Source organism: Mesorhizobium sp. B2-6-4, from assembly GCF_006441495.1.
Lineage (GTDB): Bacteria > Pseudomonadota > Alphaproteobacteria > Rhizobiales > Rhizobiaceae > Mesorhizobium.
Genome location: NZ_VFUE01000008.1, coordinates 133,225 through 158,623, shown reverse-complemented (window position 1 = coordinate 158,623; position 25,399 = coordinate 133,225). Strand labels below are relative to the sequence as shown.

Here is a 25,399-nt window from a genome sequence, read left to right as displayed (position 1 = left end):
CGGGTGTCCCTGCGCGCAAAGGCGAAGGCGGTTACCTCGGCGGTATGGTCAAGGTGGCGCCGACCGGAAGCCGGCGCGGCTCGTAGCCCTTGTTGGCTTCGGAAATGACTTTCCACCTGGTGCCGTCGCCATAGGCCTTCTTTGCCAGGTCCCAATAGGTATCGCCGGCGACGATGACATGGCTGGTTTCGGCCGGTGCGGCCTCGGCGGGCTTTGCCGGCTCAGCCGGCGCGGGTGTTGCCGGGGCAGGGGCGGCTTCGGCAGGCTTTGCCGGTTCCGCAGGTGCTGGCGTTGCCGGAGCGGCAGGCGTTGCCGGTGCGGGCGCAGGCGCGGCCTCGGTCGACACGGCCGGCGGCGTGTTGGCGATATCGCCGGAGTTGGCAGGCAGATCGGGCATTGCTTCGGCTGGCTTGGCGGGCTCCGCCGCAGGCGCGGCCGCTGTCGTCGCGGCGATCTCGGTGATGCGGCCGTCGAGCTTGGGCGTGTAGGGCCGGTGCGCGCCGAGATAGTCGGCGACCACCTGTTCGAGGCCGGGGCCGTAATCATAGGCGTTCTTGGCCTTTTCGGCGAAAACCTTGTAGCCGTCGCCGCCCTGGCGGACATAGTTGTTGGTGGCGACCAGATAGTCCTTGTCGGGATTGAGCGGCGTCCAGGCGCCGTTCTCCATCACCTCGACAGACTTGACGCGGCCGGCATTGGCCGGGGCGGATTTGTCGAAGGCGTATTTCAGGCCGGCCACCTGCGGGAAGCGGCCGGCGCCGTCCTCGACCTGGCTGAGGCCGCTTTCGAGCCCGGCAACAAGGTCCTTGCCCGAGATCTGAAAGGTCGCCAGCGTGTTCTGGAAGGGCAGCACGGTCAGCACCTCGCCCATGGTGACGGTGCCCTTGTCGATCGAGGCGCGCAGGCCGCCGCCATTGGAGATGACGATCTCGACGCCCTGTCCCTTGACGCGGTCGAGGATGGCGTCGGAGACGAGATTGCCCATCGCGCATTCGCGGGCGCGGCAGCTCTCGCGGCTGCCGTCGATGACGTCGGTCGTCTCGGCCACTTCCTTGTTCTTCAGCGCTTCGATCGGCGCGCCGAGCTCCTTTATGCGGGCGAGCACGGCGGGATCGGGCGTGATCGACTTGTCGAGGAGGATCGGGTCGCCGCTCGCCGACTTGACGACGCCATTGTCGTCGAACACGACCTTGAACTCGCCGAGATATTTCGAATAGGACGCCGCCTGCACGACCGGCACCTTGTAGCCGTCCGGATTGTCGACCATGGTCGGATAGGGGCCTGCCGCCTTCGGATCGGTGTTGGACAAAAGCGTATGGCTGTGGCCGCCGACGACCACGTCGACGCCCGGGATCTTCGCTATGACATCGCGCTCCCTGTTGTAGCCGATATGGGTCACGGCAATGATCTTGTTGACGCCCTCTCCCTTCAGCTTCTCGACCTCGGCCGTGATCGACTTGACGTCGTCCTCGATGGCGATGTTGGGGCCGGGAGTGGCGAGTTCGGGCGTATCGTTGGTGACGGCGCCGATGATGCCGATCTTCTGGCCGCCGACCTCGACGACGATGGACGGCTTGACGCGGTCACCGAGCTTGGACTGCGCGTTGGCTTTCACATTGGCGCCGAGCACGGGGAACTTGATCATGTCGAGGAACGGCGCCAATGCCGTTTCGCCGTCGTCGAATTCATGGTTGCCGAGCGCCATGGCATCGAACTTCATGTCGTTGAGGAACTCGCCTTCGGCCTTGCCCTTGTAAGTCGTGTAGAACAGCGAACCCTGGAAATTGTCGCCGGCGCTGAGCAACAGCACGTTCTGGCCTTCCAGCTTCTTGCGCTCCTGCGCGATCGCCGTGACCAGCCGGCCGGCGCCGCCGACGCATTCGCCCTTTGTCTCCTCGTCGGCCGAGCAGGTGGATTCGTATTTGTTGTTGCTTTCGATGCGGCTGTGCCAATCGTTGATGTGAAGGATATTCAGCGTGTAGTCGGCAAAAGATGCGCCGGCCGACAGGCCCAGCGTCGACGCGGAAAGGGCGGCAATGGCGGCAAGCTTCTTCATCTTCGTCTCCCGGATAGGCTGATCAGAGCCGTTTAGCGCTCTTGCTTGACCGGTCTCTAACAGCCGGCTTTTTCGCTATGTTCCCATCGCGTTCCGGAGCATGCAAGGGGAAATCGGGGCAAAATCCCGTTGATCTCTGCTGGGCACAAAAAGGACGGCGGCCATTGGCCGCCGTCCTTTGGAGGTCTGAATGCCGGTCGGTTCAGGCGCGCCGGGTCAGTACGAAATTCTGGCCCGAGCCGCTGGTGCAGTTGAGCTGGCTGGTGGACACCAGCAGGCAATTGAAGCTCACCGGAGTCTGCCGGATCAGCGAGGTACCGTGGATCTCGACCGAAGTGGCGCCGGTCATCGTATAGGTGCCGTCGGACAGCTTCTGGCCGGTATCGGTCGCTACCGTGGTGAAGGTTCCGCCGGCAAAGGTCGAAAGACCGGTGCCCTTGGCGTCGATCCAGGAGCCTTCGACGCCCTTCGGCGCGACCCCTATCGACGGCTCGTCGGGACCGCTGGTTGCACAAGCGGCCAGCCCCACCATCGTGGCCGCCGCAACACTCATCGAAAGAATCTTGCGCGCAATGGTCATGTAAAAATCCTCTCCTCGCCCGTCGGCCCGAAATCGGAAAACGACTTTCGGAAAGCACGGTGCATGCATCCAAGTTTCAAGAGCGCAGTTCATGCGTCCAGATGGACGCGGCTTGCTCCCGTCCGCATCCTTCAATCGCCCGATTTCCGGGCGATTGCAAGGCAGTGAGGCATGCTTGGCGCGACGCTATCGCACCAGGATGTTGCGGAATTGCCACGGGTCGTTCCGGTCGAGGTCCTCCGGAAACAGGCCGGGCCGATTATCGAGCGGCGTCCAGTCGGTATAATAGCCCTTCACCGGTCCGAGATATTGCGACTGCACGTCCAGACAGCGCTTGTAGTTCATCTCGTCGGCCTCAACGATGCCGGCTTCGGGGTTCTCCAGCGCCCAGACCATGCCGGCCAGAACCGCCGAGGTGACCTGCATGCCGGTGGCGTTCTGGTAAGGCGCCAGCTTGCGCGCTTCGGCGAGCGACAGTTGCGAGCCGTACCAGTAGGCGTTCTTGTCATGGCCGTAGAGCAGCACGCCGAGCTCGTCTACGCCGTCGACCAGTTCGTTTTCGTCCAGCACATGGTGTACCGGTTGCGCCTTGCCGGCAGCGCCGAACATTTCATGCAGCGACAGCACCGCGTCGTTGCAGGGATGATAGGCGTAGTGGCAGGTCGGGCGGTACTGAACCTTGCCCTTTTTGGAGCGCACGGTGAAGAAGTCGGCGATCGAGATCGCCTCGTTGTGGGTCACCAGGAAGCCGTATTGGGCACCTGGCGTCGGGCACCACGAGCGCACGCGCGTGTTGGCGCCGGGCTGCTCCAGATAGATTGCGGCCTTGGAACCATGTTTGTGTTTCTTGCCGTTCTTGGGCATCCATTTCTCATGCGTGCCCCAGCCGAGTTCGGCGGGCTGCAGGCCCTCGGAGATGAAGCCCTCGACCGACCAGGTGTTCCAGAACACGTCCATCGGCTTCGGCTTCTTGGTGCGCTGGGTGTCGCGCTCGGCGATGTGGATGCCTTTGACGCCCGCCTTCCTCATGAGCTTCGCCCAGCCCTCGCGGTCTTCCTGCGCGGGTTCCGAAAACTCGAGGCCGAGATCGGTGGCCAGGTTGACCAATGCCTGCTTGACGAACCAGGAGACCATGCCCGGATTGGCGCCGCAGGTGGAGACCGCGGTCGCGCCGCCGGGCTTGTCGTGCTTTTCCTTGAGCAGCGACTCGCGCAACGCATAGTTGGTGCGGCTGGCATTGTCGGCCTCGGCATCGAAGTAGAAACCGAGCCATGGCTCGACGACCGTGTCGATGTAGAGCACGCCGAGCTTGCGGCAGAGCCGCATCAGATCCACCGAGCCGGTGTCGACCGACAGGTTGACGCAAAAACCCTGGCCGCCGCCATTGGTCAGAAGCGGGGTCAGGAGCTTCTTGTAGTTCTTCTCGGTCACCGCATCCTGCATGAAGGTGATGCCACGCTCGTCGAGCAGCGCGCGGTCGGTGCCGCGCGGGTCGATAACCGTCATGCGCGATTTGTCGAACTTGAAATGGCGCTCGATCAGCGGCAGCGTGCCCCGTCCGATCGAGCCGAAGCCGATCATCACCACAGGGCCGGTGATCTCACCGTAAACGGGCCAGTTTTCATTCGCCATTTTATCGAGCACTCCTTCAGACAGGTGCAAAACCCGGGCATTCTCGCCCAACGGGCATGCGCTACATCACAGATCATTGTCATAAACCAGTGAAAAGCGCCAACCGCCGGTCAGGCGGCGTTCGCCATTTGGTTAAGGACGCCGACCAGCCGGTCGCGGTCTGATGTCAAGCCCTTGTAATCGAGCTGGGCGATGTCGAGCGCTTCGAGCTGGGCAGCGAAAGCCGGAGCCAGCGTCGCCCGGTCGGGGTGATGCGCCAACGCCGCCAGCGGGTCGAGATGAATGCGGATGGTGAACAGGATGTCACCCGAGACGGGCAGTTTTCGAAGCGTCTGCCGCTCGACGCGGATGAAGGCGTGGGCATTGGCGTCGCCATCGGCAAATCGCGACGGGCGGCTGGCGGCGCGCTCGATTCGCTCGACATTGGACAGCGGGTGGTAGAGCGCATCGCCCGATTGAATCGACCAGTTGTAGCGCTCCACGGCCTGGCCCTGGAGGCCGTCGAACATGCGGTTGATCAGCTCGGCCGGCCGCGTGCCAGGGCCAAAACCCGGCACAGGCGCATGGATCTGCTGCAACGGCTTGCCGAATTTTTCGAGCAGCGACCAGGACGAGGGAAAGCAGAGCGAGCCGGCGGCGAGCCGCCAGCCGTCTTCGCCGCGGCGCATCAGGATCAGGTCTTCCTGGACGAGCAGCGAGGCCGCGACAAGCGGCGCCTTGGCGAAGTCGCCCTCGGGATTGCCGGCGGCGCCGATCACCTCGACCCCACCACTGGCACGCCGATGGGTCTCGGGAAATGCCCGCGGCAAGTGCGCTTCGAGCAGGTCGAGCACTTCGCGCTGGGCATCGCGCGTGCCGTCTTCCTCGACGAACACGGTGCCGGGCATTTCGGCATAGAGCCGCTGCTTCTCGGCGAGGAACGGCAGGAGATGTTCGTCGACTTCGATCCAGTCGGCCAGGGCAAGCGGCTTCAGCCCGATGGTAAACAGCTTGGACGAGCCATCATATGGCGTGTGGGTGGGCAGGGATGTCATGCTTCAGATCAGTTTTGCCGGGATCAAGCCGCGCAGCGAATTGCCGACATAGAGCGCCCTGGCGGATTTCAAGTCGTCAAAGCTGTAGATCGCCTCGCGGGCGCGGCCTTCATCCAGAAACGCGCCGCGCAATACGCCAGGCAGCAGCCCGCAATCGAGGCGGGGCGTCAAAAGCATGCCGTCGCCGAAATCGGCGAAGACATTGGTGATGGTGCCCTCGCACATCTCGCCACGCTCGTTGACCAACAGCACTTCGTCGGCCTGGGTGATGAGATATTCGGCGCGGGCATGCGTGTAGACCTGCCGGCGGCTGGTCTTGTGGCGCAGCAGCATATCGTTCGAATCGAGCCTCGTGCGCGCCAGCCGCAGCGTCCAGACCTTATCGGCGGCGAGCTGCTCATAGGGCTGGACCGAGGCGGCCGCGTCGCCACTGCGCGCCAAAGCCAGGCGCGTGCGCAAGGCGTTGCGCGCGCCATCGACAGCCTTGCCCAACACGTCGCCGATCCTTTGCGGGTCGCAGGCAAATCCGAGTTCGGCCGCCGAACCATAGAGGCGCGCGAGATGCCGCTCGAAGCGCAGGAAGCCCATGGGCGGCTCCCAGCGCATGGTCTCGATCAATTCGAAACCGGCGGCGTTCCCGTCGCGAAGCGGGCTTTCAAGAGACACTCCTGATACTCCTCCTGCGCGGTTGAATCGAAGACGATGCCGCCGCCGACATTGTAGACGGCCTCGCCGCCGGGAAAGAGCGAGATTGTGCGGATCGCCACGGAAAAGCGCATCGTGCCGCCGGGCGCGATCCAGCCGATGGCGCCGCAATAGACATCGCGGGGCGTGCCTTCAAGGTCATGCAGGATCTCCATGGCGCGGATTTTCGGTGCGCCGGTAATGGAGCCGCAGGGAAACAGCGCTGCAAAAATCTGGCGGATCGTGAGGCCCGGCAGCAGCTTCGCCCTGACGTCGCTCACCATCTGGTGGACGGTCGGATAGGTCTCGATGCGGAACAGCTCTGGCACTTCCAGCGTGCCGACTTCGCTGATCAGCGAGATGTCGTTGCGGAGCAGGTCGACGATCATCCGGTTCTCGGCCTGGTTCTTCTCATCATTGCGCAGGAAGGTTTTCTGGCGCTCGTCGTCTGCTTCCGTCGCACCACGCGGCGCCGTGCCCTTCATCGGATGCGTCTCGACCATGCCCTGCGCGTCGATCTCGAAGAACAGTTCGGGTGAGCGTGACAGCACGACCGGATCGCCAAGCGAAACCAGGGCACCGTATTTCACCGGCTGGCGTTCGGTCAGCGCGTCGAAGGCGGCCAGCGGATCGCCCGACCATTGCGCATGCACCGGAAAGGTCAGGTTGCCCTGGTAGCAGTCGCCTTGCCTGATGTGCCGGTGCAGCCGCGAGAACCGCTTCTCGTAATCCTCGAACGACCATGTCGCCCTTGCATCGAAGATCGGGCCGTTGGTCGCCGCCGCCTTGCGGGGCGGCACCGGCTCTTGCACCGGCGCGTCAAAGACGCCCAGGCAGACCAGCGGGGCGCGGCGCCCGGCCGGCAGCAACGGAACCAGCTTCGGCTCCAGCAGGTAGCCCGCCTCGTACGAGAAGTAGCCGGCAAGCCACTTGCCGGCATCATGCGCCGCCTGGGCCGCCTGCAGCGCGGCCGAGAAATCCCGGGCCTCGTGCGCCGTGATGATGTCGTCCGGTCGATCGAAAACGAGCTGGCGCGCGCTTTCGTCATTGCGGAAAATTGCGGCGGGCAGGGGCATGGAACTCGGCGCGTGGATCGATGAAGCCAATGATGGCTCTATATGGGGGGCCAGCCGCGCGCAATCGAGGGAGCGGCACCTTGCCACTTAAAGCCGACCTCTGGCCCCACCTTTGGCCCGACCTGTGGACAGACCTGCGGCCAAAAACAAACCGGCGACGCTTCGTTCGCGCCGCCGGCCGCAATCGTCGGATCTGCCCTGTCGCTCAGGTGTTGCTGGCGGTTCCGGCCGACGGAAACTGCCTGGCGAATTCCGCCTCGTTGCCGGCGGCGAGCAGCTTGGCTTGCTCGATCCAGCGCTCGCGCGCGATACGGCCGTCGAAATTCATGACGTCCTCGATCCGCTTGATATCAGCGGCTGTCCAGGCGGCGATCTGGGCAAAGCTGGTGACGCCTTGTGCCCTGAGCAGCTTCTCGTTGACCGGGCCGATACCGATCAGCCGGCGCAGATTGTCGGGTTTGCCGGAAGCCACCTTGGCCGGCGCGGCCTTCGCCGGTGCCGCCTTCCTGGGTGCCGCGCTGGCCTTGGGTGCCGCCTTGGCGGCAGCGGCCTTCGGCGCGCCGGTCTTCGCGGCGCTGGAAGCGGCCTTGGCCGCAGCCGGCTTCCTGGGCGCCGGCTTGGCCGCCGGAGCGGATTTGGCAGGGGTGGGCGTCGACATCAAGGCGGCCGGCGCCGGGGTCGCCGCCTTTGCCGGACCGGAGCCGGTCGAGGCCTCGCGCAGCCGGCGCTCGAGGTCGGCGCGGGTGCGCCCACAGGCATCCAACTCGCCGGTCAGGCGATCGCTGTCGGCCCGCAGCCGGTCGCGCTCGCTGCGTGTGCGGTCGAGATCGCCGCGCAAGCTGTCGAGTTCACCGCGCAAGCGTCCCCAGATGAACCAGCCAACCAGCACACCCACAAGGAACGCCAGGAGCATGTAGAAAAAAGTGCCCATTGTCTCTCTCTCCAGTCAGATCCGTCTGCCGCGGCATTGGACTTAATGACCTTCGGCGAAGGACTACTCGATGATGGTTCCGCCGCCTGCGGAACAGCCGGCCTCAGTCGAGCCGTCGGCGTCGGCTTTGCAAGCCATGGCCAATGGCCGTCGTCGCGTGCACCGGAACGCCGCGGTCAGCTGAGACTTCCCCGCCCGACCCGCATGCTCCGGCTGAGCTTGGCGGGGAGGCTATCATAGAGCTTACGGAAAGCTATGGGAAAACTACGAAAGAGAGTTATTCAAGAACAGATATTTAGACCAAGAATAGTGTGGGCCCAATATGCATTCCGGCTAAACTGTTCTGAGCAGGTGGGGACGACGTACAGAAGACGCCTCAGTTGTCGAGCGCTTCCAGCTCGTCGATCAAGCCGCTGATCACGCCAAGCCCGATCTGCCAGAAGGCGGGATCGGTGGCATCGAGGCCGAAAGGCGCCAGAAGCTGCGAATGATGCTTGGTGCCGCCGGCGCGCAGCATCTCGAAATATTTGTCCTGGAAGCCGCGCTCGGCGTTCTGGTAGACCGCGTAGAGCGAGTTCACCAGACAGTCGCCGAACGCATAGGCGTAGACGTAGAAGGGCGAATGGATGAAGTGCGGGATGTAGGTCCAGAAGACTTCGTAGCCGTCGCGCAACTTTATCGCCGGGCCCAGACTTTCCGCCTGCACCTCCAGCCAGAATTGGCCGAGCCTGTCGGATGTCAGTTCGCCGTTGCGGCGCTCCGCATGCACCTTGCGCTCGAATTCGTAGAAGGCGATCTGGCGCACGACCGTGTTGATCATGTCCTCGACCTTCTGGGCGAGCATGGCCTTGCGCTCGCGCCTGTCGGTGGTCTGCTCGAGCAACGAGCGGAAGGTCAGCATCTCGCCGAAAACGGACGCCGTCTCGGCCAGCGTCAGCGGCGTCGAGGCCATCAGCGCGCCCTGGCCGCCGGCCAGCACCTGATGCACGCCATGGCCAAGCTCATGCGCCAGCGTCATCACATCGCGCGGCTTGCCCATGTAGTTGAGCAGCACGTAGGGGTGCGCCGAAGGCACGGTCGGATGGGCGAAGGCGCCGGGGGATTTGCCTGGGCGCACCGGCGCGTCGATCCAGTTGCGGTCGAAGAAAGTCCGCGCGATCTCGGCCATCTCGGGCGAGAAGCGCTGATAGGCGGACAGCACCGTGTTCCTGGCCTCGTCCCAGCCAATCACCGCCTGCGGCGTCTCCGGCAACGGCGCGTTGCGGTCCCAGTGGTTCATCACCTCCATGCCCAGCCAGCGCGCCTTCATCCGGTAATAGCGGTGTGACAGGCGCGGATAGGCCTCGCGCACCGCCGAAGCCAGCGCATCGACCACACCGCGCTCGACGCGGTTGGCGAGATGGCGTGAATCGGCGATGTCCTCGAAACCGCGCCAGCGGTCCGAGATTTCCTTGTCCTTGGCCAGCGTGTTGGTGACCAGCGTGAAGGTGCGCAAATTCCTCCGGAAGGTCTGGGCGAGCGCCTCGGAGGCGCGGCGTCGCACCTCGCCGTCGGCATCCTGCAATCGGTTCAGGGCCGGTTCCAGCGTCAGCTCCTCGCCGTCGACGTCGAAGCGCAGGTCCGTCATAGTCTCGTCGAACAGCCGGTTCCAGGCGCCGCGCCCGGTGATCGACTTCTCGTGGAACAGCTGCTCGACGCGATCCTCGAGCTGATAGGGCTTGTCCAGGCGCAGATCGAGCACCCAGGGCCGGTAATGACCGAAGGCGGGGTCGGCGGCGAGCGCGCCCTCGATGGCCGCGTCGTCGATCAGGTTCAGTTCGAGCGCGAAGAACAGAAGATGCGCGCTGGCGTCGGTCATCTTCTCCTGGATGTCGCCATAGAGCTTGGCGCGCTGCGGATCGGCGGTGTTGCCGGCGTAGATGAGGCCGGCATAGGAGACGATGCGGCCGATCAGCTCTTCCAGGGCCTCATAGGCGACAAGCGCTTCGCCCAGCCTGCCTGCGCTGCCGCGCTCGGCCTCGGCGGACAGCGTGCCCTTCCAGCGGCTCTCGAAGGCGACCGCATCGGCGGCGGCTTTGGCGATGTCGCGCTTCAGCTCCGGCGCCTCCATGCCCGCATAGAGGTCGGCAAGATTCCATTCCGGCAGATCGCCAAGCTCGGCGGCGCCCTGACCGGAAGCTGGCGCCGCAGGCCGCCGATCAAACATCACGCGCATCGACAATACCTTCTTTGAATCGAGTGGCCGGCCCAGGGCCAGAATCAAGGAGAACGGAGAAGCCGGTCAAATCCTAAGGAATTCGTTCACCGGGTTTTTTGAAACCTTATTTAGAACCCTGTGCCAAGATGGTCCATGGGGATATCAGGCGGGCGGCTCAAGACAGTCATGACAGGTTCCATACTCATAGTCGATGACGATCCCGTGCAGCGCCGGCTGCTCGAGGCGGCGGTGACGCGGTTCGGCCACACCGCAATCGTCGTCGACGGGGGCGCTGCCGGCCTCGACGCCCTCGACGGACCCGGCGCCCGCGACGTGTCGGTGGTCATCCTCGATCTGGTCATGCCTGATCTCGATGGCATCGGCGTGCTCAAGGCGATGCGCGAGCGCGGCATCACCATCCCGGTCATCGTGCAGACCGCCCAGGGCGGCATCGAGACCGTGGTTTCGGCGATGCGCCACGGCGCCTTCGACTTCGTCGTCAAGCCGGCCTCTCCCGACAGGCTGCAGGCCTCGATCGCCAACGCGCTCAAGGTTGAGGCTGTCGAAGGCGAGGTCAAGCGCACGTCGCGCCGGCGCGGCGGGCTGCTGACCTTCAGGGACATGATCACGCACAGTCCCGCCATGGACAAGGTGATCCGCCTCGGCCAGAAAGCGGCGGCATCCAACATCCCGATCCTGATCGAGGGCGAATCCGGCGTCGGCAAGGAACTGGTGGCGCGCGCCATACAAGGCAGCGGCGACCGCCGCTCGAAACCGTTCGTCACCGTCAATTGCGGCGCCATTCCCGACAATCTGGTCGAATCGATCCTGTTCGGCCATGAGAAGGGCTCGTTCACCGGAGCCACGGAGAAGCACACCGGCAAATTCGTCGAAGCGCATTCGGGCACGCTGTTTCTGGACGAGATCGGCGACCTGCCGCTCGACGTGCAGGTCAAGCTGCTGCGCGCCGTCCAGGATGGCGAGGTCGATCCGGTCGGCGGCCGCGCCACGGTCCGGGTCGACATCAGGCTGATTTCGGCGACGCACCGCAATCTCCTGCAGCAGGTCAAGGACGGCAAGTTCCGCGAGGACCTGTTCTACCGGCTCAACGTCTACCCGATCTATGTGCCGCCCCTGCGGAACCGCCGCGACGACATTCCCGATCTGGTCGCACATTTCATGGAGAAGGTGGCTCCGGCGGACCCGCGCCATCGCCTGCGGGGCATTTCGGCGGCGGCGCTCGCCGTGCTCCAGGCCTATGACTGGCCCGGCAATATCCGGCAGCTGGAAAATGCCGTCTTCCGCGCCTCGGTGCTGTGCGAAGGCGATGTGCTCGGCGTCGAGGATTTCCCGCAAATCCGCGCCCAGGTGGAGGGCACGGTCCGCCTCGATGTGGACATCGCGCCGGCCGGCCCGGCTTTGGCCGTAGAACCGCGCGATGAGCCGGCGCTGAGCGGTGAGGACGTTTCGGCTGCCGAACCCGAATCGCCGATGCGGCTTCAGCCACGCTTCGGCACGCTGCGCGCGCTCGACGAACGCGGCAATGTGCGCGCCCTGGCGGATGTCGAACTGGAGATGATCAAGCTCGCCATCGATCACTACAACGGCCAGATGAGCGAAGTCGCCCGCCGCCTCGGCATCGGCCGCTCGACGCTTTACCGCAAGCTCAAGGAATACGGCATCGATCCGGAAACCGGCAGGCTCGACCGGCTCGCTTCCTGAGGGCGCTATCGCGCACAGCGGCCCGATGTCCGGCCTGAGAGCGGTCGGCCCGAGTGCGGTCACGCAAGGCCGGGACCAGCTTGCGCTGCCATCATGTCGCCGGTGCATTGACTGGACCGGAGTGTGGCGCGCCGATGGCGACGTCCCCGACGGTCCCGTTCACGCATTAAGGCTAACGGTAACAGATCGTGTTTCGGCCAAACGAGGAATCATGATCTAAACCAGCGGTTTACCAAGAAACCTTGTGGACAATTTTTGGCGGGATATCGCCACGGTCTTACCGCATTTCGGCTTCAATAAGCGATGATTAACCATTAGGATCGATATTCGGATGTGACAACGACACGTCCGTTTGGGCAAATCCGGGGACAAACGGCAGCCTGCAAGGCCTTTTGATTTGAACAGAATCGAACGACACACAAACGGGCGGCACTATCATTTGAGCGTCTGGCCGAAGTGGCTGGCGGCCATGATTGTCGCATTTGGTTTTCTTGCCGCTGCCGCAACCGGCGCCAGGGCCGAAGTGCGTTCGTTGAAGCTCTACCACCTCCACACGCACGAGAAGGCGGAGATCGTCTACAAGCGCAACGGCCGTTACGATCAGGCCGGGCTGAGGAAGATCAACATCATCCTGCGCGACTGGCGCCGCAACGAGCCGACCAAGATGGACCCGCGCCTGCTGGACCTGGTCTGGGAAGCCTATCGGGAAAGCGGCGCCACCGACTATATCCAGGTGGTTTGCGGCTATCGCTCGCCGTCGACGAACTCGATGCTGCGCAGTCGCAGCAAGGGTGTCGCCGAGAAGAGCCAGCACATGCTCGGCAAGGCGATGGACTTCTACATTCCGGGCGTGCCGCTGAAGAAGCTGCGCAATATCGGGCTCAAGATGCAGGGCGGCGGCGTCGGCTACTATCCGAGATCCGGTTCGCCGTTCGTCCACATGGATGTCGGCAATGTGCGCCATTGGCCCGGCATCAGCCGACAGGAACTGGTGAGCCTGTTCCCGAACGGCAAGACGCTGCACGTGCCGAGCGACGGCCGGCCGCTGCCTGGCTTTGAGCAGGCGCTTGCCTCATACAAGGCACGCAAGGGCTCCGGCGGCGCCGCCATCGAGCTGGCCAGCGCCGGCGGTGGTTCCAAAAGGTCCGGCGGACTCCTGGCTGCCTTCTTCGGCGGCGGCGACGACGAGGCCGACGACAGCGCCGATGTCGCATCGGCAGAGCCGGCGCCGAAGCCGAGAAGCGTGAAGCCGGTACCGGCGAGCACCGCCAAGAGCGGCACCCTGCCGGGGATCGCGATCGTGGCGCCCGAGAACGCCAAGCGCGCCGAGATCCCGCAGGTCGCCGAGGAGCAGGCCCCGGAGCCGGAAAAGGATACGCCCGAGACCATCATCGCGGCGTTGCCGGCACGCAGCATCCCGCTGCCCGATTTCGCGCCGCGGCCGAAAGTCGATGTCGGCGCGCAGCCGCCTGAAAATGTTCCCTTCGGCATGGCGGATGCGACGGCCAGCACCGAACAGACCGTGGCAACCGTGCAGACGCCGGCGAATATGCCTTTCGGCAAGGCTGATCCCTCGGCGGTCGCCGCCGATGCAGCGCAGGTTGCCGCCAACAACATACCTTTGCCGACATGGCGCCCCGAACACACGTTGCCGGCGGTGCTGGCGCCTGCGCCCAGCAAGGATGTGCTGATGGCGCTGGCCGAGACGGCCGAGCGTGGCAAGACCGCGACCGATGCCTTCTCCGTGCTGCCGAGCGCGCGGCCGGATATGACCAATATCGATGCGGCCAAGCCCGATGCGGTCAAGCCCGATGCGGTCAAGGCCGTGCTCGACGAGGCCGAGGCGCTTCCCGTGCAGGCTGACTATTATCGGGTTGCGTCGTTGTCCGAGCCTCGTTCGGCTTTCAACGACCCGTCCGGCGTCGATGCCGCATCGCCGCGCGAGGCCGTCGTCGCCCGCGCTGCCGGTTCCGATCCGGTCGCCGCGATCGGCGCCGGCGTGAAGACGACCCGCAAGGAGGCCAGAGCCACCGCCCGCGACCTGAAACCCGGTCCCAAGGCCATCGTGGTTGCCGCCGCACCGCAGGCCGCCCGCTGGGCGCTGACCAGCGGCGAGAATGTCGCGACGGTTTCGAGCGCCACGACGGCGCCGGGCTACGCCTACAACGTGGTCCACACGCCGCCGAGCGAGGTCTACACGGCCGGCTTCCAGCAGGGCGACCAGATGGCGGATGCCAACCGTTTCACCGGCAATGCCGTAAAATTCCTGTCCGTCGCGCGCTTCCAGACGAAGTAAAGACCGGGCATTCCGAAAGCCGCGCCGGGCAACCGGCGCGGCTTTTTTTGTGTGTGCCGGCTGTGTGCGGGCACAACCGGCATGCATGAAGCCGGCCCCGGCCCTGCGGGATCACGGGTGCCTGAACTTCTCGTGAAAACGTAAAAGCCGCCTGTTTCCCGGCTAGAATGGCTGCGTTCCAACCCGGGATATTCATGAAGAAGATTCTATTGGCATCCGTCCTGGCGCTGGTGGCGGCATCGGCGGCTATTGCGCCCTCGCAAGCCGAAACCGTGATCATCAAAAATGGCAAGCATCACTGCCGGACCAAGGTGGTCACGCATTGGAAGCATCACCACAAGGTGGTCGAGAAGGTCAGGGTCTGCAACTGACCGCCAAGGCTGACTGCCATGGCACCAAACTAGCCCGATCGGCGCAAGCCGGTCGGGCTTTTTCGTGCCGCCGGGATGGTTCAGTCGATATCCAGCGCGGCCGCTTCGCCCCGCGCCAGAAGCCGCGCGGCATCGCGTGCAGGCGGCAACCCGAACTGACGCGCATACTCCCGGCTGAACTGCGAAGCGCTTTCATAGCCCACGGTAAAGGCAACCCGCGCGGCGTTTCCCGGCTGGGCCAGCAGCAGGTGGCGGGCCTCCAGCAGGCGGACCTGCTTCTGGTACTGGATCGGGCTCATCGCCGTCGCCGCCTTGAAGTGGCGATGAAACGCAGCGCTGCTCATATTGGCGAGCTCGGCCAACCGCCGCACCTCGATAGGCTCGTCATAGTGAGCCCGGATCCAGGCGGTCGCCCGGCGGATCTGTGACAAGCGGCTGTCGGCGCCGGCGAGCTGGCGCAACTTCGCGCCTTGCGGGCCTTGCAACAGGCGAAACAATATCTCGCGCTCGAGCAGGGGAGCGAGCACGGGAATCTCGGCGGGCCTGTCGAGCAGCCGCAGCATCCGGCGCCACGCGTCGAGCAGGTCGTCATTGGCCAGGCAGGTCATGAAATCGTCGCCACCGACGGCCGGCTCGTGCTCGATGAGCAGGGCTGCGATCGCCTTGACATCGAGGGCGAAACCGATGGCCACATAGGGATGCGCGATACTCGCCTCGATCAGTTGGCTGGTGGCGGGTGTCTCGACCGCGTAGACGAAATAGCTGCCGGCTTGATAACGAAGCGTGCGCTCGCCGATCAGCACCGATTTCGTGCCTTGCAGCACGAACAGCGCCGTCGGCTGACAAAGCTCGGGCATCGGCGGCGTCGGGACCTCGCTGCGGCCGATCGTAACGCGAGGGATCGCCGTCCTTGTCCGCCGCCCATGCGCATGGCGGCCGGCGACGGCAATCAATTCCAGCAGCGCTTCTCTCATCGTTTCAGCATTGCCGATCCGCGTGGGCCGCGCAACCAGGTGAGAGGATCAGGCAAGAGCAAGAGAGTTTTCGGCGCGCGAGGCGGGCTGCAATCCGCCATCTCTAAGGCGCGTCGCGTTTGGCGACGCGCCTTGGGCCTTTGTTTATGCATGTCGTTCTCCCGGACCGGGGCCACTTCCAGGCGACATGCATCAGGCCTCCACAAAGGAGATTTGGATATGACGACATCGAAGCGCGCGCTGGTGACCGGCGCCAACAAGGGCATCGGCCTGGAGACCGCACGGCGCCTGGCGGCAACGGGATTCAAGGTCTGGCTCGGCGCCCGCGACGCCGAACGCGGCACCGCGGCGGCACAGGCGCTGCGCAGCGAAGGGCTCGACGTCGAGTGGCTCGAACTCGACGTCGCCGATGACGAAAGCGCGGCGGTCGCCGCCAGGACCGTCGCGGCGCGGGCAACCAGCCTCGACGTGCTGGTCAACAATGCCGGCATTGCTCCTGGATATGTCGACGCGCTCGGCCCCGACGAGCGCTATGAGCTGCCGCCGAGCCGGGAGAACATCGCCGACATCAAGGCCACCTATGATGTCAACGTCTTCGGCCCGATCCGGGTCACCCAGGCATTCCTGCCGCTCTTGCTGGCATCGCCCGCCGGCCGCATCGTCATGGTGAGCAGCTATATCGGCTCGATCGCACGCGCGCAGGACGCAACAGGCGAAAACCAGCCGCCCAACATGATGGGCTATGGCAGCTCCAAGACGGCGCTCAACGCCATCACGGTGGCGTTCGCCAGGGAGCTCGCGCCGCGCGGCATCAAGGTGAATGCGGCTGCTCCCGGCTACACCGCGACCGATCTCAACGGGCACAGGGGCGGTCGCACGGTGCGGCAGGCAGCCGAGATCATCGTGCGCCTGGCGACGCTGGATGCCGATGGTCCGACTGCCGGCTATTTCGACGAGAATGGCCCGCTGCGCTGGTGAACGCGAAAGCGCTTATCCGGCGAGCTTGCTCGCGGCGCGTGCGAGAGCTTCGATCTCGTCCCACCTGCCGGCCTTGACCATGTCGTCGGGGGCGACCCAGGAGCCGCCGACGCAGATGACATTGGGCAGGCTGAGATAGTCGGCCGCGTTCTTGCCGGTGATGCCGCCGGTCGGGCAGAATTTCACATCGGCGAGCGGCGAGGCGAATGCCTTCAGCGAGGCGATGCCGCCGGACTGCTCGGCCGGGAAGAACTTCAGGAAGCGCAGCCCGGCTTCGCGCGCGGCCATGATCTCGCCGGGGGTGATGGCGCCGGGCAGCAGCGGAACCTCGCTGTCGGCGGCGCCGGCCAGAAGCTCGCGGGTTATGCCCGGGCTGACGATGAATTGCGAGCCGGCGGCGGCCGCCTCGTCAAACTGGCGCGCATCCAGAATGGTGCCGGCACCGACGATGGCTTCCTCGACCTCGCCGGCCACGCGGCGGATCGCTTCCAGCGCATCCGCGGTCCTGAGCGTGATCTCGATCGCCGGCAGGCCGCCGCGCGCCAAAGCGCGGGCCAACGGCACCGCATTGGCAACATCAGTGATCTTCAGCACCGGGATGACCGGCTGACCGTTGAGCAACGACAGGAGTTTTTCGGTCTTGCTGGGCATCTTCTTCTCCATATCGTTGTCAATTCAACCGATTAGCAGACGGATATTTTCCTGTCCACGCAACCGGGCGTGTCGTGATGTCACGCACGCCGGGTAGCTTACGGGCTCTTCCGGAACAGGGCCTGACAGGCCGTCAAACCCGTTTCACCTTGAAACGGCTTTTACGAGCGTCTAGTTGCTCTGGCAATGACACCGTCCGCGCCATCCCAGCCTGTCCGCGTCGCCGCGCTCTACAAATTTGCCCGGCTCGACGCCTTCCAGGCGCTGCGAGCGCCACTGGCTGCCTTCTGCTGTGGGCGCGGCATCCGGGGTACGCTGCTTCTGGCGCATGAAGGCATCAACGGCACGGTCGCCGGTAGCGATGCGGCGATTGCCGAACTGATCGACCATCTCGAAGCCATCGACGGGCTGTCCGGCCTCGAGGTGAAATACAGCAGCGCCGCGCAAACGCCCTTCCACCGCATGAAGGTGCGGCTGAAGCGCGAGATCGTCACCATGGGTGTCGAAGACATCGACCCGGCGAAGAGTGCCGGCACCTATGTCGCGCCGGCCGACTGGAACGCGCTGATTTCCCAACCCGACACGATCGTCATCGACACGCGCAACGCCTACGAAGTGTCGATCGGCACCTTCAAGGGCGCCATCGATCCGGCGACCGCGAGCTTTCGCGAATTCCCGGCCTGGGTGGAAGAGCACCGCGCGGAACTGGAAGGCCGCAAGGTCGCCATGTTCTGCACTGGCGGCATACGCTGCGAGAAGGCGACGGCCTATGTCAGGTCGCTTGGTCTCGAGGAGGTGTTCCATCTCAAGGGCGGCATCCTGAAATACCTCGAAGAGGTGCCGGCCGAAGACAGCCTGTGGCAAGGCGAATGCTTCGTCTTCGACGAACGGGTTTCGGTGTCGCACGGCCTCGCCGAGGGCGACGCCGAGCTGTGCCGCGCCTGCCGGCATCCACTGACCTTGGACGAGCTGACATCGCCGAAATTTGCCGCCGGCGTCTCCTGCCCGCATTGTTTCGACGCTCGGTCGGACGACGACCGCCAGCGCTATGCCGAGCGCCAGCGGCAGGTCGAGCTGGCGCAGGCGCGGGGCAGGGGACCGCATATCGGGTCCTGATCAAGGCGCCTGGGCCGGGGCAAAGCGGCCGCCCGTCATTGCAATGTCAGGTTTCGGGACCTACGTCTTCGGCGTTCGAAACCTGCCCGTTCGGCCGGGCAATCCTGGAGGCATTGATGTTCGATCCCAAGAAGCTTCTCGACGATCTGCTCGGCTCGCAAATTCCCGGCACCGGCGGCACGGTCCGCGACAAGGCCGGACAGGCGGTGCAGATGGCCAAGGACAATCCTCTTGCGGCGGGCGCGCTGGCCGCGGTGCTGCTTGGAACCGGCGCCGGGCGCCAGGTCACCGGTGCCGCCGTCAAGCTCGGCGGGTTGGCAGCGATCGGTGGCCTCGCCTACAAGGCCTACCAGAACTACAAGGCCGGCAATGCACCCGAGCAGGCGCCGGCGGCCGGCGAACCGGAATTGCTGCCGCCGCCGAAGGACACTGCGTTCCACCCGTCGCAAGCGCCGCAGGGCGAGGACGAATTCACGCTGACCCTGGTGCGGGCGATGATCTCGGCGGCCAAGGCCGACGGCCATGTCGACGATGAGGAGCGCAAGAAGATCGCCGGCAAGCTGAGCCTCGCGGGGATCGGTTCCGATGCGGAAAAATTCCTGATGGCGGAGCTGGAGAACCCGCTCGACCTCGACACGCTGGTGGCCGGCGCCAAGACCGACGCGCAGAAGCTTGAGCTCTACACCGCGTCGCGCCTTACAATCGATCCCGACACACGCGCCGAGCGCGGCTATCTCGATCTGCTCGCGGGCCGGCTCGGCCTGCCGGATGCGCTGATCGACCATGTCGAGGCAACGGTTTCGGCGGTCAAAGTGCCGGCTGCCAAGGCCGGGACCTCACCCAATCCACGCTGGTAGGCCAAAACGGAACAGGCGGGCCTTCGTGGCGTTAACCTCTCGTTAACCCAGGAAGCGCATGATTCTAGACAGTCGGATCGGCTTTCCTCCTCCCAAGTCCGGTCCAGATCAGGGCGGTCGCCAATGACCGCCCTTTTTGTCGGCCCTCCGTGCTTCTCCCAAAAACGAATTGCGCTTTTCGGTACCCGGCCAGGCTCCGAACCCTTGATAGGAATTTTTTCCTTGACGGGGTGACGGCAACTATGGTAGATATTTGGTTATGGTGCTGAGTTGCGCCAGGGACTCGCCGCAGGCGGGTTTTCCGTTCAATGCTCCCTCGACAGCGCGCGGTCGAAGGCCGGACGAAACCTGTCAGCTTGGATTCGTTGCCCTGGACACCAGCGTCCCGCTTGCCATCGCCGCCGTCATTTGCGATGCCTTTTGCCCCTGGACCACCTGAAAATCAGTCGAGCCAAATGCGGCGCAGCCGGAGGATATCTGCCATGACCGAAAAAACCGCCATCGTCACCGGCGCCGGCACGGGCATCGGCAAGAGCGTCGCCACCGCGCTGCTCAAAGCCGGCTGGAACACCGTGTTCTGCGGACGCCGGAAGGCGCTGCTGGACGAGGCGATCGCCGCGGCCGAGCAGACGGATGCCAAGGCACTGGCTGTCGCCTGCGACATCAGCAAGCCCGGCGAGGTCGATGATTTGTTCGAGACGGTGGCGGAGGCGTTCGGCCGCGTCGACCTGCTCTTCAACAATGCCGGCATGGGCTACAAGTCGGCGCCGATCGACGAGATCCCGGTCGAGGTGTGGAACGATATTGTGGGCGTAAACCTCACCGGTTCGTTCCTGTGCGCCCGCGCGGCCTTCCGCGCCATGCGCAAGCAGAAACCGATGGGCGGCCGCATCATCAACAACGGCTCCATCTCGGCCTACGCGCCGCGCCCGGGATCGGTGCCCTATACCGCGACCAAGCATGCCATCACTGGGCTGACCAAGACGCTGGCGCTCGACGGCCGCCCCTACGACATTGCCTGCGGCCAGATCGACATCGGCAATGCGCTGACCGACATGGCGCAACCGATGACGGTCGGCGTGCCACAGGCCAACGGCTCCATTGCCGCCGAAGCGGTGATGGACGTCCAGCACGTGGCCGACGCCGTCGTCCACATGGCCAGCCTGCCGCTCGAGGCCAATGTGCTGTTCATGACCGTGATGGCGACCAAGATGCCGTTCGTGGGCAGAGGCTGACGAAGCCTTTATTTTTGCGCAATTCCCAAGGGAAAGCGCTACGCGCTTTTCCCGGGAAAACCTCTACGCACTTTTTCTGGAGTTGCCTTAGGCCCCCGCCAGCGCCACGCCCGGCAGATAGAGCGCGATCGGGCGGATCTCGTAGACGGCGGTCGGGTTGACGCGGCGCAGATCGCGCGCGATGGCGATCGCGTCATCGCGCTTGGCGCAATCGACGACATAGAGGCCGAGAAGCTGTTCCTTGGTCTCGGCGAAGGGGCCGTCGATGACGATCCCGTCGCCGGGTCCGCGCAAGGTGCAGGCCGACTGGGTCGCTCCAAGCCGCGCCGAGGGGCCGAGGCTGCCGTTCGCATAGAGCCCGTCGTGGATCTTGAGCAGGTCGGTCATCAGTGCCGCATCTTCCTGCGGCGTCAGTGCCTTGATCGCGTCTTCCACGTGATAGGCAAGAATTGCATAAAACATCGAGGCACCCCATTTCCTGATCCAACGATCGTAGCGGCTCCCCGCACGCAGGCACAGTCTTTGGCCTTGCGCCTCCCGACGCATCATGACATTGCCATGCCGCCAGCGGCAATCGATGCGGACTCGCGGCGAACGCCGGAGGCCTCACTTGGCCAGGAACGCTCCGATCCTGTCCAGCGCGCGCAAAATGTTCTCCTCGGAATTGGCGTAGGAGAGCCTGACATAGCCCTCGCCGAGAATGCCGAAATCGGGGCCGCCGATCAGTGCCACGCCGGCGTCGTCGAGCAGGGCGGAGGCCAGTTGCTTCGCCTTCCAGCCGGTCTTCGACACGTTGGGGAAGGCATAGAAGGCGCCCTTGGGCGTGATGCAGGATATGTTTGGCAGGGCGTTCAGTCCCTCGACCACGATCTTCCTGCGGCGATCGAAGGCGCGCATCATCTTTTCGACGTCGTCCTGCGGGCCGTCTATGGCGGCGATGCCGGCGAATTGGCTGGGCGCGTTAACGCAGGACCAGCAATTGACCGCCAGCTTGCGCACCTTGTCGTAGAGATGGGCGCCCTTGTCGCCGTTCGGCCAGATCGACCAGCCCATGCGCCAGCCGGTCATCGCCCAGGTCTTCGACCAGCCGTCGAGCACGATCAGCCGGTCGCGGATTTCGGGAAACTCGAGCAGCGAGCAGTGTTTTTCGCCATCATAGGTCATCACGTCATAGATTTCGTCGGAGAGGATGGCCACTTGCGGATGTGCCTCCAGTCCCTTGACCAGCTTCTCGATCTCGGCCCGCGGCGTGACGCCGCCGGTCGGGTTGGCCGGCGAATTGAGGATCAGGAGCCGCGTCTTCGAGGTGATCAGCGCCAGCGTCTCATCGGCCGAGAAGGCAAAGCCGTTCTCCTCGCGCATCGGCACGGGGATGGGTGCCGCACCGGTGAACTCGATCATCGAGCGGTAGATGGGAAAACCGGGATCGGGATAGAGGATCTCGGCGCCGGGCTCGCCGAACATCAGGATGGCGGCGAACATGGTCGGCTTGCCGCCGGGCAGGATCATCACCGCCTCGGGCGATACCTCGACCCCGGTCGTGGTCAGCGTGCGGCGCACCACCGCCTCGCGCGTCGCCAACAGGCCGTTCGCCGGCGTGTAGCCGTGGTGGCCGTCGCGCAGCGCCTTGATCGCCGCCTCGACAATGTGCTGCGGCGTCTTGAAGTCGGGCTGGCCGATGCCGAGATTGACGATGTCGCGGCCTTGTTGGGCGAGTGCCGTGGCCCTCGCGAGCACGGCGAAGGCGTTTTCCTCGCCGAGACGATCGAAGGCCGAAATCGTGTGGAGCATTTTTCCCGTCCGTGTGGTTCTTGCTATGCGGTTGCGTTTTTGTGAGCTTCGGCCCGCAAAAGTCAAACGGATTGGAGCTTTCGGTGTCGGAAAATCTCAAGGACTGGCAACCGCGTCCGCGCCCGGAGCGCAAGGTGCTGGAGGGCCGCTATGTCAGGCTTGAGCCGCTGAGCGCCGCGAAGCATGGCGATGGCCTCTATGAAGCGTCTTCCGTGGCCGACGTCGATGGCCGCTTCGCCTGGCTGCCCGACTATCCGCCGGAAACCCGCGCCGCCTTCCAGCCTTGGCTGGACAAGGTGGAGGCGAGCGAGGATCCGCTGTTCTTCGCCGTCATCGACAAACCGAGCGGCAAGGTCGCCGGGCGCCAGACGTTGATGCGCATCGATCCGGCCTATGGCGTCATCGAGATCGGCAACATCTATTGGGGGCCGCTCATCGCGCGCAAGCCGGCGGCGACGGAAGCGCAGTTCCTGTTCATGAAATACATTTTCGACGAGCTCGGCTATCGCCGCTACGAATGGAAATGCAACAACCGCAACGAGCCGTCGAAGCGCGCCGCGGAACGGTTCGGCTTCAAGTTCGAGGGCGTTTTCCGCCAGCACCTGATCGTCAAGGGTGAAAACCGCGACACCGCATGGTATTCGATCATCGACAAGGAATGGCCGGCCTTGCGCAAAGCCTACGAGGCGTGGCTCGATCCGGCCAATTTCGACGGTGCCGGCCAGCAGAAACGACGGCTCGAGGATTTTCGCGCGGAATTCGGCGCTTGAGCTGAATCCGGGCATGGGAGTTTGCCATTGGCGCACAGTCACGACGACAGCCGGCACGACGACAGCCGGCACGACCACAGCGGGCACGGCCACAGCGGGCATAGTCATGGCTCGACCGACAAGAAGCGCGTTTTGATCGCGGCCTGCCTGACGGCAGGCTTCATGGTGGCCGAGGCGCTTGGCGGCCTCTTCACCGGCTCTCTGGCGCTGCTGGCCGATGCCGGCCACATGCTTGCCGACGCCATTGCGCTCGGCCTGGCCTGGTATGCGTTTCATCTTGCGGACCGGCCGGCGACCGTCCGCCTGACCTATGGCTTCGGCCGGGTCAAGACGCTGGTGGCCTACACCAACGGCATCGCCATCTTCGTCATCGCGCTGTGGATCGTCTACGAGGCGTGGGAGCGCCTGCAGACGCCGGCGCCGGTGCTGGGCGGGCCGATGCTGGTGGTGGCGATCCTCGGCCTGCTGGTCAACATCGGCTCCTTCCTGGTGCTGCATGGCGGCGACCGTGAGAGCCTCAACATGCGCGGCGCCATCCTGCATGTGCTCGGCGACCTGCTCGGCTCGGCCGCGGCAATCGTGGCGGCGATCGTCATTCTGGCCACCGGCTGGACCCCGATCGATCCGATCCTGTCGGTGCTGGTCTCGCTGCTGATCCTGTCCACGGCATGGTCGCTGATGCGCGCGGCCGCCCACGTCCTGCTCGAAGGGGTGCCGCCGAGCCTCGACCGGGACCTGATCGCCAGCGACATCGCGACGACGGTCCAGGGGGTGCGCGAGGTGCACCACATGCATATCTGGTCGATCGACGGCACCAGCAGCATGGCGACGCTGCATGCATGCCTCAACGAGGGCGTGGACGCGCACAAGGCGGTCAGCGCGATCAAGAAGCGGCTTGCGTCGGAGCATGGCATCAGCCATGCCACGGTGGAACCTGAATTCGGCCAGTGCGCCGACGACGGCGACGAGCACGACCATGGTCATGACCATGATCACCACCAGGGGCATGACGCGGCTTTGCATCATGGCCATCATCACTGACGCAGGGAATCCAAGCGCCTTGAATCCGAGCTCGACGACCCCTGGCCACGCAGGGACAGCATAATGGATCGCGATAGCAAGAACGCCGCCATCGCCGCGCTGTCGATCATGCTGCTGTTCGGCATTGCCGTTTATTTCCTGCCAAACATCATGCTGGCCCTCGGCGATCTGTCGACCGTGCTGGCCGGCATCTTCGGCACCGCGTTCGTGCTGGCGTTTTTCTTGGTGTTCTGGCTGCGCGCGCGCAGCCAACGCAAAAATCAGGGCAAATAAGGGAAGTTCGACATGCGCATTCTGATCACGGGCGCCGCCGGCATGGTCGGCCGCAAGCTCATTGCACGGCTGGCGAAGGACGGCAGGCTGCGCGGCCAGAAGATCACCGCGCTCGACCTGCACGACATCGTACCGCCACAGGCGCCGGCCATCGATGGCGTCAGCATCCACAGCCATACCGGCGATCTCGCCGAGGCGGGCGCCGCCGAGAGGCTGGTCGCGTCGCGGCCCGACGTCGTGTTCCATCTCGCCGGCATCGTGTCGGGCGAGGCGGAAGCCAATTTCGATCTCGGCTACCGCGTCAATCTCGACGGCACGCGCGCCTTGTTCGATGCCATCCGCCTGGCGGGGTTTGCGCCGCGCGTCGTGTTCACCTCGTCGATCGCGGTGTTCGGCGCGCCGTTCCCGGACGTCATTCCCGATGAATTCCACACGACGCCGCTGACCTCCTACGGCACGCAGAAGCAGATGAGCGAGGCGCTGCTGGCCGACTATTCCAGGCGCGGCTTCTTCGACGGCATCGGCATCCGGCTGCCGACCATCTGCGTGCGGCCGGGCAAGCCGAACAAGGCGGCCTCCGGCTTCTTCTCCGGCATCATCCGCGAGCCGCTGAACGGTCAGGAGGCGATCCTGCCGGTGCCGCGCACCGTCGTCCATACCCACGCCAGCCCGCGATCGGCGGTGAATTTCCTGATCCATGCGGCCGGGATCGACGGCGCCGCCGTCGGGCCGCGCCGCAACCTGACGATGCCAGGCGTCGCCGTCACCGTCGGCGAGCAGATCGAGGCGCTGGAACGCATCGCCGGGCCGAAGGCGGTGAGCCTGATCCGCGAGGAGCCGGACGAGACGATCTGGGCGATCGTCAAGGGCTGGCCGACGCGGTTCGAGGCGCGGCGGTCAAGGGAACTCGGCTTCAGTGCCGAGAAGAGCTTTGACGAGATTATCCGCGCTCATATCGAGGATGAACTCGGCGGCAAGGTGTATTGATATTCAGGTGATGCCGGCCTGCGAACGGCTGATACCTGCGCTTCCGGTGCTCACGTACTTTAAGTACGCTCCGCTCCGGTTCTCGATATCAACCGTTCTCGGCACGGCCTGACCTGAATCTCAACACACCTTGGGGCGCTACTTCCG

At 64.7% G+C, this 25,399-nt stretch carries 23 protein-coding genes; 11 read left to right on the top strand and 12 right to left on the bottom strand.

All coding sequences use genetic code 11. The annotated features are described in order from the left end of the window. Positions 1-31: 31 nt before the first annotated feature. From FJ426_RS13255 to FJ426_RS13220, 8 genes are all read right to left on the bottom strand, one after another. Positions 32-2,056 (bottom strand): bifunctional metallophosphatase/5'-nucleotidase, encoded by a 2,025-nt coding sequence (locus FJ426_RS13255; protein WP_140560306.1) that lies wholly within the window; start codon positions 2,054-2,056, stop codon positions 32-34. A gap of 202 nt (positions 2,057-2,258) precedes the next feature. Further along, positions 2,259-2,636, bottom strand: coding sequence for a hypothetical protein (locus FJ426_RS13250; RefSeq protein ID WP_140560307.1), 378 nt, complete (start codon positions 2,634-2,636; stop codon positions 2,259-2,261). 186 nt (positions 2,637-2,822) lie between these two features. After that, a complete protein-coding gene (locus tag FJ426_RS13245; RefSeq protein WP_140560308.1) occupies positions 2,823-4,268 on the bottom strand; it encodes a homospermidine synthase in 1,446 nt (481 codons plus the stop codon). Positions 4,269-4,378: 110 nt separating this feature from the next. Next, on the bottom strand, positions 4,379-5,302 hold the full coding sequence (locus tag FJ426_RS13240; RefSeq protein ID WP_140522392.1) for a DUF3445 domain-containing protein: 924 nt from the start codon (positions 5,300-5,302) through the stop codon (positions 4,379-4,381). Between the two features lie 3 nt (positions 5,303-5,305). After that, positions 5,306-5,968, bottom strand: a complete 663-nt coding sequence (locus FJ426_RS13235) for an aminotransferase class IV family protein (protein ID WP_140560309.1) — start codon at positions 5,966-5,968, stop codon at positions 5,306-5,308. Next, positions 5,917-7,062, bottom strand: coding sequence for an aminodeoxychorismate synthase component I (locus tag FJ426_RS13230; protein ID WP_140513676.1), 1,146 nt, complete (start codon positions 7,060-7,062; stop codon positions 5,917-5,919). Before FJ426_RS13230 ends, FJ426_RS13235 begins: the two co-directional genes overlap by 52 nt. Before the next feature lie 205 nt (positions 7,063-7,267). Further along, complete coding sequence (locus tag FJ426_RS13225; RefSeq protein ID WP_140560310.1) at positions 7,268-7,993, bottom strand: proton-conducting membrane transporter; 726 nt, start codon at positions 7,991-7,993, stop codon at positions 7,268-7,270. Positions 7,994-8,369: 376 nt separating this feature from the next. After that, on the bottom strand, positions 8,370-10,208 hold the full coding sequence (locus FJ426_RS13220) for a M3 family oligoendopeptidase (RefSeq protein ID WP_181165232.1): 1,839 nt from the start codon (positions 10,206-10,208) through the stop codon (positions 8,370-8,372). Between the two features lie 168 nt (positions 10,209-10,376). On the opposite strand from FJ426_RS13220, the gene FJ426_RS13215 reads away from it, so the two are divergent. From FJ426_RS13215 to FJ426_RS13205, 3 genes are all read left to right on the top strand, one after another. Beyond that, on the top strand, positions 10,377-11,912 hold the full coding sequence (locus tag FJ426_RS13215) for a sigma-54 dependent transcriptional regulator (protein ID WP_140560311.1): 1,536 nt from the start codon (positions 10,377-10,379) through the stop codon (positions 11,910-11,912). A 469-nt stretch (positions 11,913-12,381) separates the two neighbouring features. Then, positions 12,382-14,208 carry a DUF882 domain-containing protein gene (locus tag FJ426_RS13210; RefSeq protein ID WP_181168319.1) on the top strand — a complete coding sequence of 609 codons (1,827 nt, stop codon included), beginning with the start codon at positions 12,382-12,384 and terminating at the stop codon, positions 14,206-14,208. A 194-nt stretch (positions 14,209-14,402) separates the two neighbouring features. Beyond that, positions 14,403-14,579 (top strand): hypothetical protein, encoded by a 177-nt coding sequence (locus FJ426_RS13205; RefSeq protein ID WP_140560312.1) that lies wholly within the window; start codon positions 14,403-14,405, stop codon positions 14,577-14,579. 80 nt (positions 14,580-14,659) lie between these two features. Here the strand turns inward: FJ426_RS13205 and FJ426_RS13200 are convergent, their stop codons facing one another. Next, the gene (locus FJ426_RS13200; RefSeq protein ID WP_140560313.1) at positions 14,660-15,553 is read right to left on the bottom strand and encodes an AraC family transcriptional regulator; all 894 of its coding nucleotides are present in this window, start codon (positions 15,551-15,553) and stop codon (positions 14,660-14,662) included. Between the two features lie 219 nt (positions 15,554-15,772). Here FJ426_RS13200 and FJ426_RS13195 point away from each other — a divergent pair, with 219 nt between their 5' ends. Next, a complete protein-coding gene (locus FJ426_RS13195) occupies positions 15,773-16,531 on the top strand; it encodes an SDR family oxidoreductase (protein ID WP_140825229.1) in 759 nt (252 codons plus the stop codon). Between the two features lie 12 nt (positions 16,532-16,543). Here FJ426_RS13195 and FJ426_RS13190 read toward each other — a convergent pair whose 3' ends face one another. Continuing rightward, positions 16,544-17,182: a 2-dehydro-3-deoxy-phosphogluconate aldolase gene (locus FJ426_RS13190; RefSeq protein WP_140513671.1), complete on the bottom strand. Its 639-nt coding sequence runs from the start codon at positions 17,180-17,182 to the stop codon at positions 16,544-16,546. Between the two features lie 186 nt (positions 17,183-17,368). Between FJ426_RS13190 and FJ426_RS13185 the strand changes: the two genes are divergently transcribed. The 3 genes from FJ426_RS13185 (at position 17,369) to FJ426_RS13175 (ending at position 20,390) form a co-directional block, all read left to right on the top strand. Then, on the top strand, positions 17,369-18,298 hold the full coding sequence (locus FJ426_RS13185) for a rhodanese-related sulfurtransferase (RefSeq protein ID WP_140560315.1): 930 nt from the start codon (positions 17,369-17,371) through the stop codon (positions 18,296-18,298). A 116-nt stretch (positions 18,299-18,414) separates the two neighbouring features. Continuing rightward, positions 18,415-19,155, top strand: a complete 741-nt coding sequence (locus FJ426_RS13180) for a tellurite resistance TerB family protein (protein ID WP_140513669.1) — start codon at positions 18,415-18,417, stop codon at positions 19,153-19,155. Positions 19,156-19,637: 482 nt separating this feature from the next. Further along, on the top strand, positions 19,638-20,390 hold the full coding sequence (locus FJ426_RS13175; RefSeq protein ID WP_140513668.1) for an SDR family oxidoreductase: 753 nt from the start codon (positions 19,638-19,640) through the stop codon (positions 20,388-20,390). Between the two features lie 87 nt (positions 20,391-20,477). On the opposite strand, the gene FJ426_RS13170 is transcribed toward FJ426_RS13175, so the two are convergent. Both FJ426_RS13170 and FJ426_RS13165 read right to left on the bottom strand, forming a co-directional pair. Then, the gene (locus FJ426_RS13170; RefSeq protein WP_140496262.1) at positions 20,478-20,852 is read right to left on the bottom strand and encodes a YciI family protein; all 375 of its coding nucleotides are present in this window, start codon (positions 20,850-20,852) and stop codon (positions 20,478-20,480) included. A gap of 144 nt (positions 20,853-20,996) precedes the next feature. Then, complete coding sequence (locus FJ426_RS13165; protein WP_140825228.1) at positions 20,997-22,181, bottom strand: pyridoxal phosphate-dependent aminotransferase; 1,185 nt, start codon at positions 22,179-22,181, stop codon at positions 20,997-20,999. Positions 22,182-22,264: 83 nt separating this feature from the next. Here FJ426_RS13165 and FJ426_RS13160 point away from each other — a divergent pair, with 83 nt between their 5' ends. The 4 genes from FJ426_RS13160 to denD are packed head-to-tail and all read left to right on the top strand — an operon-like array spanning position 22,265 to position 25,252. Then, entirely contained in the window at positions 22,265-22,951 is a 687-nt protein-coding gene (locus tag FJ426_RS13160) for a GNAT family protein (RefSeq protein ID WP_140522370.1), read from the top strand. 27 nt (positions 22,952-22,978) lie between these two features. After that, the gene (locus FJ426_RS13155) at positions 22,979-23,992 is read left to right on the top strand and encodes a cation diffusion facilitator family transporter (RefSeq protein ID WP_140560317.1); all 1,014 of its coding nucleotides are present in this window, start codon (positions 22,979-22,981) and stop codon (positions 23,990-23,992) included. A 60-nt stretch (positions 23,993-24,052) separates the two neighbouring features. After that, positions 24,053-24,265 carry a SoxR reducing system RseC family protein gene (locus FJ426_RS13150; protein WP_140496258.1) on the top strand — a complete coding sequence of 71 codons (213 nt, stop codon included), beginning with the start codon at positions 24,053-24,055 and terminating at the stop codon, positions 24,263-24,265. 12 nt (positions 24,266-24,277) lie between these two features. Continuing rightward, the gene (denD, locus tag FJ426_RS13145) at positions 24,278-25,252 is read left to right on the top strand and encodes a D-erythronate dehydrogenase (RefSeq protein WP_140496257.1); all 975 of its coding nucleotides are present in this window, start codon (positions 24,278-24,280) and stop codon (positions 25,250-25,252) included. Positions 25,253-25,399 lie beyond the last annotated feature (147 nt).